The organism is Chromobacterium sp. HL1, assembly GCF_057418835.1.
Map to the genome: position 1 here is coordinate 5,135,197 of NZ_CP162399.1, position 15,535 is coordinate 5,150,731.

Below are 15,535 nucleotides of genomic sequence, written 5' to 3' on the forward strand. Positions count from 1 at the left end.
TTTGCGGTTCCCGCCCTGGCGCGCTAGACATTGAACAGGCGCTCAGGACGACGAATGCCGGAGCATGAACGGCGGCGCGGCCACCACGTCCGGCACGCTGCTGTTGACCGGGTTCCGCATCACTTTTTGCGCCACCAGCTTCAGCTCGTACATGATGCCGATGGCGGCGTCCAACTCCCGCGGCTGGCCGTTGAAGGTGCGGTCCAGCGCGGCCAGCAGGTTCTGGTAGGCCTGGTAGAACTGGGCGCCGCTGACGGCCGCGCCGCTGCCCGCCGGATAGTCTGACAGCGCGGCGTTGGGCAGCAGATTGAACACCCCGGTTTCGTCCAGCGGCACCGGCTCGCCGGTATAGGACCAGCCGGAGGGGCTGGAGTCGTCGCGCACCAGGCGCTTGCCGTAGTAGATCTCGCCAAACTTGAAATAATGGGCGTAGCCGCCGCCGGCTTCTTCCTTGGGGTTGATCCAGTCGTCCTCCACCTGCACGCCTTCGCCCTGGCGCACAATGGTGTCTATCACCACGCGGGCGCTGGCCATGTCGTAGACCTTGCCGTCCGGACAGCCCGGCACCTCCTGCGGGAACCACTGGCTGACGTCCACCTGCTCGTCCAGCCGCGGCTGGGCGAAGCAGTCATGGCCGTGGTTTTCCAAATATTGCAGCCGCTCCAGGATGGCCTGGTAAAAGCGGCCGATGGAGTCGAAGCCGGGCTGGTTGTCGACCGAGGCCTGGGTCTCTCCGGGCAGGACGGCCTGGGTGTCCGGGCGTTCAATCTCCATGAACACTTCCTGAGCCTGCTGCCGGCTCAGCGCCTTGAGGGTGACGATCAGGCCGGTGTCCACGCACATCGGCAGCGGCCCCGGGTAGCTGAGCGCCCGGCCGTCTTCGATGACGCGCGGGTTGCCGCCGATGGCGATCAGGGTGTTGGCGGCCAGGGTCATGTGCAGCATTTCCTCCACCACCACGGATTGCACCAGCGCGCGCGCTTCCTGATTCTGGCCGGGCTTGATGGAGAACAGCGCGGTCAGATAAGTGGGAATGGTGGACAGCTCCAGCCGCACCGCGCCGGCCAGCATGGTCCGCACATCGTTGATGTGCTCGGCCTGAAGCAGTTCGGCCATCAGTTCTTGACGTATCTTCAGCATGGCTTGGTTTCCTGGCTTGGTTTCCTTGAAAGAGGGGCGGTCTGGGCGCTCAGGCGTCGTTGCCCTTGCGGCTCTTGCTCGTGCTCAGAGAGCCGCGGGTGGCGGCGATGTCGGCCTCGCTGGGAGCCGCGCTCTGGCGCAGCGGGCAGCGCTTGCCGTACATCAGCTGGCGGTCGAAGGTTTTGCCGGTGCGGTCTATCACGTTCTGGAAATAGTTGATCAGCATGCGCCGCTTGCTGGCGGACAGGTCGCGCGTCACCGGCATCTGGTCCGGGTCTTCGATGGGCTTGTCGAACACGAAGCGCATGATGAAGGCGCTGGCGTCGGCCACCGCTTGCTTGGAAAAGTCGAACAGACCCTGGCTCATCACCGGGTAGAGGTTGGCGTATTGCTGCAGGATGGGCTGCACGTCCTCCCAGCGCGGGTTGTCCAGGTCGATGTCCTGGCCCGGCTGCGGGAAGCTGCTGAAAACCACGACGGCGAAATTGTCGAAGGGCTGTTGCAGCGCCGGATCGGAGCCGGCCAGATTGTAGTTGATGGTGAACAGCTGGCCGTCCATGTATTCGCGCGGGGTGCCGAAGCTTTCCGGCCCGTGCAGGGTGACGGCGACTCGGCCGGCCTGATCGGTGACCGGTTCCGCCGGGCTGAAGCGGACGGCGGCGTTGGGCACGTTGTTGACCGGCAACAGCGCGCGCGGGGTGGTGCCCTGAGTCTTGTCGGTGGGGGTGTCGCCGTAGTCCAGCATGGGCGCGCCGGCCCAGAAGGCCAGCGCCGCGCCGGCCAGCGGCTGGCCGTAGCGCGCCGCGTAGAGATGGGTGTGCAGGTGGTTCTTGTCCGGGTGGTTGGGGTCCAGGCGGATGGCGAAGTCCTCGGCGCGGACCTCGTTGCCCAGCAGCGCTTCGCGCACGCAGACCACGGCGCGTCCCTCCGCGCCCACCGGCTGGACGATGGCCAGCGGCAAGGGCTGATTGGCCAGCCGCAGCTGCGCCTCGTTCAGCGGCACGGACTGGATGCCGGCCTGCTGGTCTTGCAGCGTCTGCGAGGTGTCCACGCCGGCGATGGCGGTGTAGTCGCCCGGCCCTATCTCCGCGTCCTGCGCCGTCCATTCATTGTGCAGGATCGCGTATTGCAGCGACGGCAGCGCCGTCACCTGATAACGGCTGTCCAGCGGCAGCGCGTTGCTCAGGTCCACTTGCAGGCTGGCGGTATCCTGATCCAGCCAGGAGGAGAAACAGCCGATGCCGTTCTGGCTGGCAAGATCGCTGCCCTGTTGCGTGGTGGGCATGAAGCGGCGGCCCAGGATGAAGGAGCGCGGCTGGCCGAGATAGGCCGGGCCGATGGCGCCGAGCACGGTGCCGTAGCCGAAGCCGGGGTCGCTGTAGGTGGTGCTGTAGCCGTAGGTGGTCAGCCGGATGGATAGCCGGTTCTGCTCGCTCAACTCGATCAGGCGGGCCAGCAGCGGGCTGTCGAAGCCGTCCAGATGCCACTGGATATTGGTGAGTACGGACTGAAAGACGGCGGAGGCGGCGCTGTCGCCCTGGCTGGCGGCGCGGGAGAACCACAGGTCGCGGAAAGGGTTGCTCTGGTAGTCGGCGGTCATCAGCGGCGTGCCGTCCGGCTTGAGCAAGGACACCGCCAGGCCGTAGATGCTGGAGGCCAGCTGCCAGTCCGGGTCCAGATCCACCATTTTGCCGGACGGCTTGCCGATGGCGTTGCCCACGCTGCAGGACAGCAGCGGGTCTTGCGCCGGATCGGTGATCAGAATGCCGCTGGGGCCGCGCAAGCTGCTCACCTGGCAGTTGGCGAAGCGCATGATGGCGGTGCCGGTGGGGTGCCACCAGCCGTTGTAGGTTTTGGTGCGCCCGTTGTCCCCCGCCTGCTGATATTCCTGAAAGCGCGGTTCGAAAGTGGCGTTGTCGTAATGGCGCGGATCGTTGTTGACGGTGGAGACGTCGGACTGGAACTGGCCGGAAAAGGCCAAGCGGGGGAACTGCAGATAGCTCATATGGGCTCCTTGCCGGCAGGAAAATCCGCTGACGGCTTTTGTAGGCGATTTAATTCCATGGGCATAGCGCGGGTATAGGCGGCGCTGGCCATAAGGGCAATGTTCTTTAGGCCAGGAGGGGGCCGGGCCGGGGGCCGGAGGGAAAGGACAGGAGGCCGGCGCGTGTCCCGCGCCGGCCGGAGCCGGGCGCTTATTCCGCGCCCAGCGACATCGCGTGATTGAAGACATTGCCCGGGTCGTATTTGCGCTTGATCGCCGTCAGCTCCGGATACAGCGCGCCGTAATACAGCTCGCCCCAGCTATAGCCGGGCGTGCCCGGCTGAGCGCCGTTCAGCATGTCCACGTCCGGGTAGTTGATGTAGCAGCCTTCGTAGGGCGAATCCGGCAAGGCCGCCGAGGCCGGGTAGGGCGTGCCGTTGAAGCCGTCGGCGGCGTAGACGGCGTCGAAGAACTCGCGCATCCAGCGCACATGCTTGGCGTCGTTGGCCGGGTCGGTCCAGTAGCTCTGGTATTGCAGCTTCATCACCGAGGCGCGCTGCGGCACCGCGGTCTGGTTGTCGGCCGGATCGAAGCCGTTGTTGCCGGTGCCGCGGCGGTTGATCGCGCCGCCGTAGGAGTCCACTTGCAGCAGCGATTGGGAGAAGTCCAGATCGTGGGGATGGGTGTTCAGATGCCGGTGGATCGCCTTGCACTCGGCCTGGCTGAAGTTCTGTTTCATATAGGCGGATTTGTACTTGCCGCGCTGATTGTTGCCGGAGCCGTTCAGCGTCTGGGTGGCGTACAGCCAGTCCATCGCCTGCGCGTGTTCCGGCAAGGGCGCGCTGTTTCTGGGCGGCGAGCGGTGCGGGATGTGGGGCAGATGGCCGCCGCCGGGCAGATAGGTGTTCAGCAATTGCGGCGAGGCCACTCGCGCGATGCGTTGGTAAAAATCATTGAACGGCGCGGTGTCGTTCAGCTTGCCGTCCCGGTCCGTGTACTGCACCACCAGCCCCAGTTTTTTGGCGCTGACATGGGTGAGTTTGAGCAGGCTGAACAGGCCGTAGCCTTCGGGTTCGCTGTCCGCCTCCCGCCAGTATTGGCCGTAGGTTTGCAACAAGTCGGTGAAGCGGCCCAGGTCTTTGAAATCGTTCCAGTCGAATTGCAGGAATTGCACGCCCACCTGTTGCGGCGCCGGCGGCAAGTCGTCGAAGTAATAGCTGGTGATCAGGCCGACATTGCCGCCGCCGGCGCCTTTGCACAGCTTGAGCAGGTCGGCGAATTCATTGTCGGCGCGGGTGTGGACCTTGCGCGCCTTGCCGCCGTCCGCCAGCAGAATGTCCACCGCGCTCAGCCAATCCACGGTCAGGCCTTGCAGCCGCGACAGCAGGCCGTAGCCGCCGCCGCTGATATGGCCGCCGGCGCCCACCGAGTAGCAAGAGCCGCCGGGCACGGTCTTGCCGGTGAGCTTGTACAGGCCGACATAGCCGTCCCAGTTCTGATTGCCGGCCAAGAGCTGAAAGCCGTAACGGCGGCCATCCGCCGTCACGTCGCGGCGCAGGCCGGAGAGCTGGCCGATGTCTATGATCAGGCCGCCGGGATTGTTGCTGACGAAGCCCTCGTAGCAATGGCCGCCGCTGCGAATGGTGGGTTTGAGACGGTGGTCCAGCGCGTATTGCAAGGCGGCGGCGGCTTCGTTCTCGTCGCTGCAGACGACGATGCCGCCGGCGGCCTGGCCGGCCTCCGGCCAGCGCAGATTGAAGCCTTTTTTCAGCGTTTCGTAACGGGGGTCGTCCGGGGTGATGGCATTCAGGCCCATGCGCTCTTCTCCTTGTGCGGCCGCGACGGCGGCTATGCGTTTTGAATGACATTGTTTTATAGACGAGCGGTGAGAGGGCGAGGCTGGCAAATGCTGAGCTTGGCCTTGGGGCGGGGGAGTCGCCTGGCTTCGACGGCCGTCGCGGCTGTCTTGGCCGTGTCGCGCGTCGACAATGACGGGCTGGCGCTAGCCGATGTCGGCTTGGGGCGCGGGCAAGCCCTCGGCGGCTTCTTCAAACAGCCAGTCGCGCAAGGCCCGCGCCGCCGGCTGGTTGGCGTCGCGTTGCGCGACGCTCAGGTAATAGGCCTGGCGGAATGGCGCTTCGCCGCGCAGCGGCCGCGCCAGACGTCCGGCCAGCAAATCGTATTCCACGCACAGCGCCTGTCCCAGGGCGACGCCCTGTCCGTCTATCGCCGCCTGCAACAACATGGATTCATCCGAAAAGCTCAAGCTCGGCTGCGCCTTGAGATCCAGATCGATCTGGACGTGATCCAGCCATTGCCGCCAGCCGGCGAACTGCCGCTCGTGCAGCAGCGTGCATTGCGCCAAATCCCGCGGCCGCCGCAGGCGCCGGGCCAAGTCGGGGCTGCAGACCGGAAAGAAGGCGGAGGAGGCGAAGGGCTCGGCGTTGAAGCGGGCCGGCCACGGCGGTCCCGTGCTGATGACGATATCGGCGGCGGAATATTCGGCCGCCGGCTCGGTATGGATTTCCACCGGCAGGCCGGGGTGCCGTTTCAAAAACCGGTACAGCCGGGGAATCAGCCATTTGCTGCCAAACAGGCGCGGCACATGGATATTCAAGGCCGGCGCCGTCTGCAACATCAATCCGTCCGTGGCTTGTTGCAGCGTGCGGAATGATTCTCTGATTCTGGGTAAATAATGCTCGCCCGCCGTGGTGAGTTTTAAACGATTGTTTTGGCGTTCGAATAAGGGCTGATTCAGAAATTGCTCCAGCTGTTTTATTTGATGGCTGACGGCCGCCTTGGTGACGAATAATTCTTCCGCGGCTCGGGTAAAACTCATATGTCGCGCGGCGGATTCAAAAACTCTCAAGGCATGCAGCGGTGGCAGGCGTTGGTACATGATTTCCCCTCGTGCAAATAAAATCTGCCAGATCCATTCGTTTAATAAAACTAAACCGATGTCAAATATAACTGTCTTGCGATAAAAAATTAGCTCATTAACAATATCACACAAGTCCATTATTTAAAGCGTGGAAATGATATTGACCATTGATGCCGGCACCACGAATACCCGCGCCACCTTATGGCGCGATTCAGTGCCGATTGCGCGCGCGGCGCAGCGGGTGGGGAGCCGGGATACGGCGATGACGGGCAGCCGGAACGCATTGCGGCGGGCGGTGAGGGAAACGCTGGCGCAGGCGTTGAGCCAGGCCGATGTCGGCATCGACGAGCCAAGCCTGCTGCTGGCGACGGGAATGATCAGTTCGAATATGGGCCTGTTGGAGATTCCCCACCTGCTGGCGCCCGCCGGCCGCGAGGCACTGGCCGCCGGGATGAGGGCCTGCGTGGTGCCTGAGGTGTGCGCGCGGCCGATCTGGTTTGTGCCTGGGGTGAAGAATCTGTCCGAGGACATCGGCCTGCACAACTGCGAGCGCATGGACATGATGCGCGGCGAAGAGGTCGAGGCGATGGCCTTGATCGACAGGCTGTCCATCCGCCAGCCGGCCATTCTGGCCATTCCCGGCTCGCATTCCAAATTCATCCATCTGGACGCGCGGCAGCGGATCGCCGGCTGCGTGACCACGCTGGCCGGCGAGCTCTTGCACGTGATTACCCACAACACCTTGCTGGCGGATGCGCTGGGCGGCTCGTTCGCCGCGGAGCTGGATGTGGAGATGTTGTTGGCCGGGGCCGAGCAGGCCAGCCGTATCGGCCTGGGCCGGGCCTGTTTCATGGTGCGCACGCTGGACCAGTTCACGGTGTACGACCACAACGCCAGAGCCAATTTCCTGTTGGGCGCGGTGCTGGGCGCGGACTTGCTGACCTTGAAAAACAGCCGCGCGCTGAATATGAGTCCGGGCACGCAATTCATCGCCACCGGCCGGCCGCTGCTGCGCGCGGCGCTGGGCTGCCTGGTGGCCGGCGATGAGTTCTTCTCCGGCAATGTGGCGATGGTGGACGAGGCGACGCAGGCGGATCTGGCCGGTCATGGAGCGATTTTGCTGGCGCGGACTCGGGGCTTGCTCTGAGAGCTTGTTCAAAGTCTCGCGGGCGGGGCGGTGGATTCAACAGGGAGCAAGAAATGGACAGCAAGCTGCCGCTGGTGGCGATTTTACGGGGCATCCGGCCGGAGGAGCTGGAGCTGCACGTGCCGGCCTTGATCGAGGCGGGCTTCGAGGCGGTGGAGATACCGCTGAATTCGGAGCGCTGGGAGGCCGGCATTCAGCTGGCGGCGCAGCGCTATGGCGATCAGGCGTTGATCGGCGCCGGCACCGTGCTGCGGCCGGAACAGGTGCGGCGCTTGGCCGAGCTGGGCTGCCGCTTGATCGTTACGCCCAACGTCGATGCCGAGGTGATCCGGCAGGGCCTGGCCGCGGGCATGCAATTGCTGCCGGGCTGCGCCACGGCCACCGAGGCTTTCGACGCCATCGCGGCCGGCGCGCGCCGGATCAAGCTGTTCCCCGCCGGCGCGCTGGGGCCGGCTTATGTGGCCGCCTTGCGGACGGTGCTGCCGGAAGCGGTGGATATCTACGCGGTGGGCGGAGTGAGGCCGGAGACGCTGGCGGATTATCTACGCGCCGGCTGCCGGGGGGCGGGGCTGGGCGGCGAGTTGTATCGCGCCGGCCAGCCGCCGGAGAGGACGCGGGCGCAGGCGCGGGCTTTCGCCCGCGCTTACCGGGAGGCAATGGCGGGATAGGAGAGCAATATGCGATACGACTACTTGTTCAAGGGCGCCTTGGTGGCGGACGGCAGCGGCGCGCCGGAGCGGCGGGCGGATGTCGGGGTGATAGGCGAACGCATCGCGGCGGTGGCCGCCGAGCTCGACGGCGACGCCGGGCAGCGCATCGACTGCGCCGGCCTGGTATTGGCGCCGGGCTTCATCGACGTTCACACCCATGACGACCTGGCGGTGATCCGGCGCCCGGACTACCTGGAAAAAACCTCGCAGGGCGTGACCAGCATCATCGTCGGGAACTGCGGACTCAGCGCGGTGGGCGCGGTGCTGGGCGACGAGGTGCCGGCGCCGATCAATCTGCTGGGCGAATTGGAGGATTTCCGCTATCCGGACCTGGCCAGCTACCGCGCCGCCATCGAAGCGGCGCGGCCCTCGGTCAACGTCGCCACCTTGATCGGCCACACCACCTTGCGGCACCGCTGTCTGGCGTCGCAGCAGGGGCCGGCGGACGAGGCCGGCATCGCCGCGATGCGCGAGCATTTGATCCTGGCGCTGGAGCAGGGCGCGCTGGGCTTGAGCACCGGCCTGTCCTATGACAGCGCGGCGCAGGCGTCTACCGAGGAAGTCTGCCGGCTGGCCGCGCCGCTGGCCGAATACCAGGGCGTCTACGCCACCCATATGCGCACCGAGTACGACGGGGTGCTGGAGGCGATGGAGGAAGCCTTCCTCATCGGCCGCAGCGCCAAGGTGCCGGTGCAGATCTCGCACCACAAATGCGCCGGGCTGAAAAACTGGGGACGCTCGGTGGAGACGCTGGCGCTGATCGACATCCGTCGCTTGGGGCAGGACATCAGCCTCGATTGCTACCCCTACCGCGCCGGCTCCTCCAATCTCGACCCCGGCCAAGTCACCGCCGACTACGACATCCTGATCACCTGGTCCGCGCCGCATCCGGAGATGGCGGGGAAAACCCTGCAACAGATCGCCGGCCTCTGGGCGTGCGACATCCACCAGGCGGCCGCCCGCCTGCTGCCCGCCGGCGCCATTTACTTCCAGATGCATGAGGACGATGTGCGGCGCATCCTGAGCCACCCGGCGGCGATGGTGGGCTCGGACGGCCTGCCCTGCGATCCCAATCCGCATCCGCGGCTGTGGGGGACTTTCCCCCGGGTGCTGGGCCATTACAGCCGGGACTTGCAACTGTTCCCGCTGTCCACCGCCGTCCACAAGATGACCGGCCTGCCGGCGCGGCGCTTCGCGCTGCGCGACCGGGGCTTGATCCGTGCCGGCTATTTCGCCGATCTGGTGCTGTTTGACTACCAGCGGATCGACGACGTCGCCAGCTTCCAGCAGCCGCGGCAGGCGGCGGCGGGCATTGAGCGGGTCTTCGTCAACGGGGTGCAAACCTATGCCCAGCAGCGGATGAGCGGAGTCCGCGCCGGGCGGTTCTTGAGCAGAAGCCGTCAGGCTGGTTAGAGCGTGTTTACGCTCTAGCGAGCAAGAGCGAGACAAGGCGAAAACGGCTGAGAAAGCGGAATGTACATACGGTACATGAGCATTTCGAAGTTGTACTCGCCGTGCCACGCCTCACGACGCGCAGCAGATCGTAAACAGGCTCTTAGGGGGAGGCAGCATGATTAAACGTTATGGAGTAAGCGGCAGCGCCGGCACCGGCGGGCAAGCGCTGCCTTTCGCCGCGGCGGCGGCGGCGGACGGCTGGTTGTACGTGTCCGGGCAAACCCCGATGCGGGACGGCGAAATCATCGCCGGCGGCATCGTGGAACAGTCGCGGCTGGCGATACAGAACTGCCTGGACATTGTGGCCGAGGCCGGCTTCGCGCCGGCGGACATCGTGCATATGCAGGTCTTTCTCAGCGACGCCCGTTATTTCCCCTCCTTCAACCGGGTGTTCCGCTCGTTCTTCGCCGAGCATCCGCCGGCGCGGGTGTGCTGCGTGGCGGAGCTGGTGGTGGATTGCATGGTTGAGGTGGACATGAGGTGTTTTAACGCCAAGTTCAAATATTAAGTATTTTGCGCCAGGCGCGGCAGCGCGGCCGATGAAAAGGAGAGGGCGATGGCGAATAGCGATTTTCTGACGTGGTTTCTGATCTACGCCGCCGGCATGATGACGTTGGGCTGGTATGTGACCCGGCATCAGAAGACCGGCGAGGACTTCATCCTGGGCGGCCGCAAGATGCCGATGCTGCTGACGCTGGGCTCGACGGTGGGCACCATGGTGGGCACCGGCTCCAGCATCGGCGCGGTCAGCTTCGGTTACGCCAACGGCTGGGCCGGCATGTTGTACGGCATTGGCGGCGCCACCGGCATCCTGTTGACGGCCTGGTGGTTCGCGCCGGTCCGGAACCTCCGCTTCATGACCATGAGCGAGGAGGTCTGCTACTACACCGGCGGCAGCAAGCTGGTCAAAAACCTGGTGGCCGTCATCATTTTCTGCGCCTCCCTGGGCTGGTTGGGCGCGCACATCCTGGGCGGCGGCCTGTACCTGGCCTGGGCCTCCGGTATTGATATCCGGGCGGCCAAGACCATCGTCGCCATCGGCTTCGTGTTCTATGTCGGCATCGGCGGCTATAAGGCGGTGTCCTGGATCGACACCTTGCAGTCCATCGTGCTCTTCCTCGGCTTCATCGTGCTGGCGGCCCTGTCGGTGCGCCATGTCGGCGGCTGGGAGACGGTGGTGAGCCGGACCGATCCGGCCGCGTTCACGCCCTTCGGCATCGGCAAGCTGGGCCTGCTGCCGGCCTTGTCGCTGGCCGCGGTGATCGGCGTGGGCGTGCTGGCCACGCCCTCCTACCGCCAGCGCATCTACGCCGCCGAATCCGCCAGCGTGATCCGCCAGTCCTTCATCATCACCGGCCTGCTGTATATGGGCTTTTCCTTTCTGCCGGCCATCATCGGCATGGCCACGCATGCGATGGAGCCCAATCTGGCCAATAGCAGCTTCGCCTTCCTGCACGCCACCACCGCCTTGCCGCAGGCGCTGGCCGTGGTGGTATTGATCGCCGGCATGTCGGCCAATATGTCCTCCGGCAGCTCGGACGCGATTGCCGGGGTCTCCATCATCCTGCGCGATCTCTATGTCTGGATGCGTGGCCGGATGCCGCCGCCGGAGCGGGCGATTGCGCTGTCCCGGCTGTTCCTGCTGCTGGTGATCCTGCTGGCCTATCTCTTCGCGCTGACTTCCAACGACATCATCGGCTACATCACCAAGATGATCTCCATGGTGATGTCCGGCATGTTCGTCACCGTGCTGCTGGGCCGTTTCTGGCCGCGCTTCAATTGGCAGGGCTGCATCGCCGCGCTGCTGGGCGGCAGCCTCGCCTCGCTGGCCGTCATCCTGTCGCCGTCGTGGCTGGCGCGGCTGGGCAATCCGGTGATTCCCGCGGTGCTGCTCAGCCTGCTGCTGGCCGTTGTCGTCACCTGGCTGACGCCGGCGAGCGCGCGTTCCCGGGAGGAGGTGCTGGAGATGATTACGACTGAGCGTGAAAGCCATGGCTGAGAACCTGTTCAATGTCTGCTGCGCGTCGGCGATATGGCGTTGAAAACAACTTCGAAATGCTCATGTACCACTTGTACATTCCGCTTTCTCAGCTGTTTTCGCCTTGTCTCGCTCTAGCTCGCGAGACTTTGAACAGGCTCTACGACTGGCGGATAGGGATACCAGGGAGAACAGGATGATGCTGAGCGAATTTGGAGCGGAGCCCGCGCGGCACAAGGCGGCGCTGATGTTCCGCGGAGAGGGCGGGGCCAATATCCTGCATGAGGACGCCTGCCTGCCGGCGCTGGTGATCAAGGAGGCCGCGCTGGACGGCAATATCCGCTGGATGCAAGGTTTCGCGGACGCGATGGGGGTTTCGCTGGCCCCGCACGGCAAGACCACGATGACGCCGGCGATTTTCCGGCGGCAATTGGCTGCCGGCGCCGAGAACGTGATCATCGCCAATCAAGTGCTGGGCCGGGCGAATATGGCGCTGCTTGCCGCGCTGCTGCGGCAAGGGCGCGCCGCCCTCCATTGCTGCGTGGACAGCGTGGACAATGCGCGGCGGCTGTCGGACTTTTTCGCCGCCCGGCAACTGCGGATGTCGGTCTTGCTGGAAATGGGCGCGCCCGGCGGGCGCTGCGGTTGCCGCACCGAGCGGCAGGCCTATGCGCTGGCGGAACACATCGCCAAGCTGCCGGGCCTGGCGCTGGCCGGCGTGGCCTTCTACGAGGGCGTAATCCATGGCGACGACGAGCAGGCGGACATCGCGGCGATACAGGCGCTGATTCAGCGCGCGGTCGCGGTGTGCGGCACGCTGCTGCGCAACGGCGACTTCGCCGGCGCGCCGGAAGTGTTGCTGACCGGGGCCGGCTCGGTCTGGTTCGACATCGTCAGCCGGCAGCTGCGGGACGCCGGCCTGTCCGGGGTGCGTCATGTGATCCGCCCCGGCTGCTATGTGACGCAGGACCACGGCATCTATCGGCAGGCTTACGCCGCGCTGCAAGCGCGCGAGCCGCTGGCGGCGCGGCTGGACGGTGGGCTCTCCCCAGCATTGGAGTTGTGCGCGCTGGTGCAGTCGCTGCCGGAGCCGGGCCTGGCCGTCGCGGGCTTGGGCAAGCGCGACGTGGCCTTCGACGCCGGCCTGCCGCAGCCGTTCGCGCAGTACCGCCAGGGGCGGCGCGTGGAATTCGCGCCCGGCGGCCTGCGCACCCGCGCCTTGATGGATCAGCACGCCTTGCTGGACCGCGGCCCCGGCCTGGACCTGCGGATAGGCGATTTGCTGGTGTTCGGCAGTTCCCACCCCTGCCTGAGCTTCGACAAATGGAAGCGCGTGTTCCTGGTGGATGAGGAGTACCGGGTGAGGGAGGAATGGGAGACGGTGTTCTGAAGCGGTTTATGCGCTGCTGAGCGGAAAACGCCTTGTCCCGCCCTGGCTCGCGAGACGTTGAACCGCGGCTAAGCGACGGGTAGGAAAATTTCAGCGCCTGACCCTAAGGCTTGGATAGGCTGGAAATCCTTTTCATTCTAAATGACATTTGGATTTTGTTTTGCTACGCTCCCTGCCAAAATCAGGAGCGAGCGGACATGATCAAGCAATGGATGGGCCTGGCCCTGCTGTTGGGCGGCTTGGGCGGCGCGGCGCAGGCCGGCGAGGCGTTTGGCGCGCCGGGACTGACGGCGGTGCGCGGCCCGGCGGCCAAGTCTTTCGTGGGCGTGGCGACGGAGGGGCCGTCGCGGGTGTATTTCACCGGCTATCGCGGCGTGGTGTCCGAGGTGTTCTACCCGGCGGTGGACACCCAGGCGGCGGTGGATCTGCAATTCCTGGTGGGCGACGCCGGCGGCGGCTTCGTCGACGAGGAAAAGCGGCAGGACTACCGCGTGCAGCGGCTGCATCCGCGCAGCATGAGCTGGCAGGCGCAGACCGGCAACCCGGCCCATCACTGGCGCATCAGCAAGCGCATCTTCACTGATCCGGCGCGCGACGCGCTGATCCAGCGCGTCACCTTCAGCGCGCTGGACGGCCGCCGCGTCGGCGATTTCCGACTTTATCTGCTGTTCAAACCCTATCTGGACAACGCCGGCGCCGGCAATAGCGCCGCCACCCTGGCGCGCGCCGGCGGCGGCGCGGCCTTGGCGGCCAGCCGCAATCAGCGCGCCTCGGCGCTGCTGAGCAGCCTGCCGTGGAAGACGCAGAACGGTCGCCGCATGCTGTCCAACGGCTTTGTCGGTCTCAGCGACGGCTGGACCGATCTGCTGGGCGGCGGTGCCGACAAGCGCATGGACTGGACTTTTGATTCTGCCGGCAACGGCAATGTGGCGCAGATGGGCTGGCTGGACTTGGGCGACCCGCGCGCGGCCAGCGTGTCCTTCGACGTGGTGCTGGGCTTCGGCGCCAGCCAGGGGCAGGCGCTGGACACGGCCGAGGCGGCGCTGGGCGGTGACCTGGGCGCGGCGCAGCGGCGCTACGACGCCGGCTGGCAGGCTTACGCCGCCGGCCTGTCCGATCAGGGCGGCAGCGCCGACGACGGCTACTACCTGGCGGCGATGACGCTGAAAACCATGCAGGACAAGGCCAGCGGCGCGATGGTGGCCGGTCTGGGCACGCCGTGGGGCGCCAGCCAGGGCGACGCCAACGCCGGCGGCTATCACCTGGTGTGGCCGCGCGACCTGTTCAAGTTCGCCAATGCCCTGCTCACCGCCGGCGACCGCGCCACCGCCGCGCGGGTGACGGATTATCTGTTCAACACCCTTCAGCAGCGCCGCGACTGCGGCGCGGCGGAATACGACGCCGCCGGCTGCCCGGACGGCTTCAGCCGCAACGGCCGCTTTCCGCAAAACGCCTGGGTCAGCGGCGCGCAGTATTGGCAGGGCACCCAGATGGACGAGCAGGCCATGCCCATCCTGCTGGCCTGGCGCCAGGGGCCGGCGGTGTATTCGCCGCTGTGGCCGCGCATCAAGCTGGCCGCCGACTACATCCTGAGCGCCGGGCCGTGGACCTACCAGGAGCGCTGGGAGGAGAACAGCGGCTATTCGCCGTCCACGCTGGCGGCGCAGATCGCCGGCCTGGCCGCCGCCGCCGACATCGCCCGCGCCAACGGCGACGACGCCAGCGCCGCGCGCTATCTGTCCGCCGCCGATTACTGGCAGCAGAACGTGGACGCCTGGACCTTCACCCGCAGCGGCGGCTTTGGCGACGGCCGTTATTATCTGCGCCTCAATCCGTCCGCGCGCGCAGGCGGGGCCGATCGCGCCGGCCAGGCGCCGACGCTGGGCCCGGACACGCCGCAGGCGCTGGAAGTGAAGAACGGCGGCGGCAGCCGCGACGCGCGCCGGGTGGTGGACGGCGGCTTCCTGGAACTGGTGCGCATGGGCGTGAAGCGCGCCGACGATCCGGCGGTGCTCGCCACGCTGGGCATTTACGACGCGGTGCTGGGCCAGCGCTTGGACCTGCCCGGCGCGCCGGCGCTGCCGGTCAACGCCTGGTTCCGCTACAACTTCGACGGCTACGGCGAACGCAACGACGGCGGCGATTTCGCCGGCAGCGGCGTGGGCCGCTTGTGGCCCATCTTCACCGCCGAGCGCGGCGTCTACGAGATTGCGCGCCAGGGCGGCGGCGCGGCCGGCCAGCCCTATCTGGCCGCCTTGAAGCAACTGGCCACGCCGGAGGGCATGCTGCCGGAACAGGTGTGGCCGCACAGCGCGGTGCTGCCGGACGGCTGGGCGGTGGAGACGCCGGCCGGCAACCGCGCCGGCACGCCCACCCGTTCGATCGCGCCGCTGAGTTGGGCGATGGGCGAGTACATCAGCCTGCTGGCCTCCATCCGCGCCGGACGCGTCGTCGATCTGCCGGAAGCCGCCTGCGCGCGTTACTACGCCTGCCGGGTGGAACCCAGGGCCGGAGAGGCGACGGTGGAGATCCAGGCCGCCGCCGATACCAGCTGGGGGCAGCAGCTGTACGTGACCGGCGCGGCGCGCGCGCTGGGCAATTGGAACACCGATCTGGGCCTGCCGGCGGACGCGGCGGCCTACCCGCTGTGGAAGACCCGGGTCAATCTGCCGGCCGGCCAGCGCATCGAGTACAAGTACTACCGCAAGAACGCCGACGGCAGCGTGAGCTGGGAGCAGCGCGCCGGCAACCGGGTGTTGCAGGCGCCGGCCGGCGGGCTGACGTTGAATGATCAGGTGGTGTGGTGAGGCGGGCGGGGATCAAATGCTTATTGATTTATTTGGAATATTG

The 15,535-nt window shown here is 66.2% G+C and carries 11 protein-coding genes; 7 read left to right on the top strand and 4 right to left on the bottom strand.

Going from position 1 to position 15,535, the window contains the following annotated elements; all coding sequences use genetic code 11:
- Positions 1–42: 42 nt before the first annotated feature.
- The 4 genes from AB1Z25_RS23455 to gcvA all read right to left on the bottom strand — a co-directional run bounded on the left by AB1Z25_RS23455 (position 43) and on the right by gcvA (position 6,143).
- On the bottom strand, positions 43–1,140 hold the full coding sequence (locus AB1Z25_RS23455) for a ferritin-like domain-containing protein (protein ID WP_107801444.1): 1,098 nt from the start codon (positions 1,138–1,140) through the stop codon (positions 43–45).
- Positions 1,141–1,189: 49 nt separating this feature from the next.
- Positions 1,190–3,145, bottom strand: a complete 1,956-nt coding sequence (locus AB1Z25_RS23460) for a hypothetical protein (protein ID WP_107801445.1) — start codon at positions 3,143–3,145, stop codon at positions 1,190–1,192.
- Positions 3,146–3,335: 190 nt separating this feature from the next.
- Positions 3,336–4,940, bottom strand: coding sequence for an FAD-binding oxidoreductase (locus AB1Z25_RS23465; RefSeq protein WP_486636302.1), 1,605 nt, complete (start codon positions 4,938–4,940; stop codon positions 3,336–3,338).
- 186 nt (positions 4,941–5,126) lie between these two features.
- Positions 5,127–6,143, bottom strand: a complete 1,017-nt coding sequence (gene gcvA, locus AB1Z25_RS23470) for a transcriptional regulator GcvA (protein ID WP_486636303.1) — start codon at positions 6,141–6,143, stop codon at positions 5,127–5,129.
- Positions 6,144–6,165: 22 nt separating this feature from the next.
- On the opposite strand from gcvA, the gene AB1Z25_RS23475 reads away from it, so the two are divergent.
- The 7 genes from AB1Z25_RS23475 (at position 6,166) to AB1Z25_RS23505 (ending at position 15,492) form a co-directional block, all read left to right on the top strand.
- The gene (locus AB1Z25_RS23475) at positions 6,166–7,152 is read left to right on the top strand and encodes a 2-dehydro-3-deoxygalactonokinase (RefSeq protein WP_486636304.1); all 987 of its coding nucleotides are present in this window, start codon (positions 6,166–6,168) and stop codon (positions 7,150–7,152) included.
- A 53-nt stretch (positions 7,153–7,205) separates the two neighbouring features.
- On the top strand, positions 7,206–7,820 hold the full coding sequence (locus AB1Z25_RS23480) for a 2-dehydro-3-deoxy-6-phosphogalactonate aldolase (RefSeq protein ID WP_107801448.1): 615 nt from the start codon (positions 7,206–7,208) through the stop codon (positions 7,818–7,820).
- A 9-nt stretch (positions 7,821–7,829) separates the two neighbouring features.
- Positions 7,830–9,275 (top strand): N-acyl-D-amino-acid deacylase family protein, encoded by a 1,446-nt coding sequence (locus AB1Z25_RS23485; protein ID WP_486636305.1) that lies wholly within the window; start codon positions 7,830–7,832, stop codon positions 9,273–9,275.
- A gap of 157 nt (positions 9,276–9,432) precedes the next feature.
- A complete protein-coding gene (locus AB1Z25_RS23490) occupies positions 9,433–9,825 on the top strand; it encodes a RidA family protein (protein ID WP_486636306.1) in 393 nt (130 codons plus the stop codon).
- A 48-nt stretch (positions 9,826–9,873) separates the two neighbouring features.
- A complete protein-coding gene (locus AB1Z25_RS23495; protein ID WP_486636307.1) occupies positions 9,874–11,316 on the top strand; it encodes a sodium:solute symporter family protein in 1,443 nt (480 codons plus the stop codon).
- A gap of 175 nt (positions 11,317–11,491) precedes the next feature.
- Positions 11,492–12,685: an alanine racemase gene (locus AB1Z25_RS23500; protein WP_486636308.1), complete on the top strand. Its 1,194-nt coding sequence runs from the start codon at positions 11,492–11,494 to the stop codon at positions 12,683–12,685.
- 197 nt (positions 12,686–12,882) lie between these two features.
- Positions 12,883–15,492, top strand: a complete 2,610-nt coding sequence (locus AB1Z25_RS23505; RefSeq protein ID WP_486636309.1) for a glycoside hydrolase family 15 protein — start codon at positions 12,883–12,885, stop codon at positions 15,490–15,492.
- Positions 15,493–15,535 lie beyond the last annotated feature (43 nt).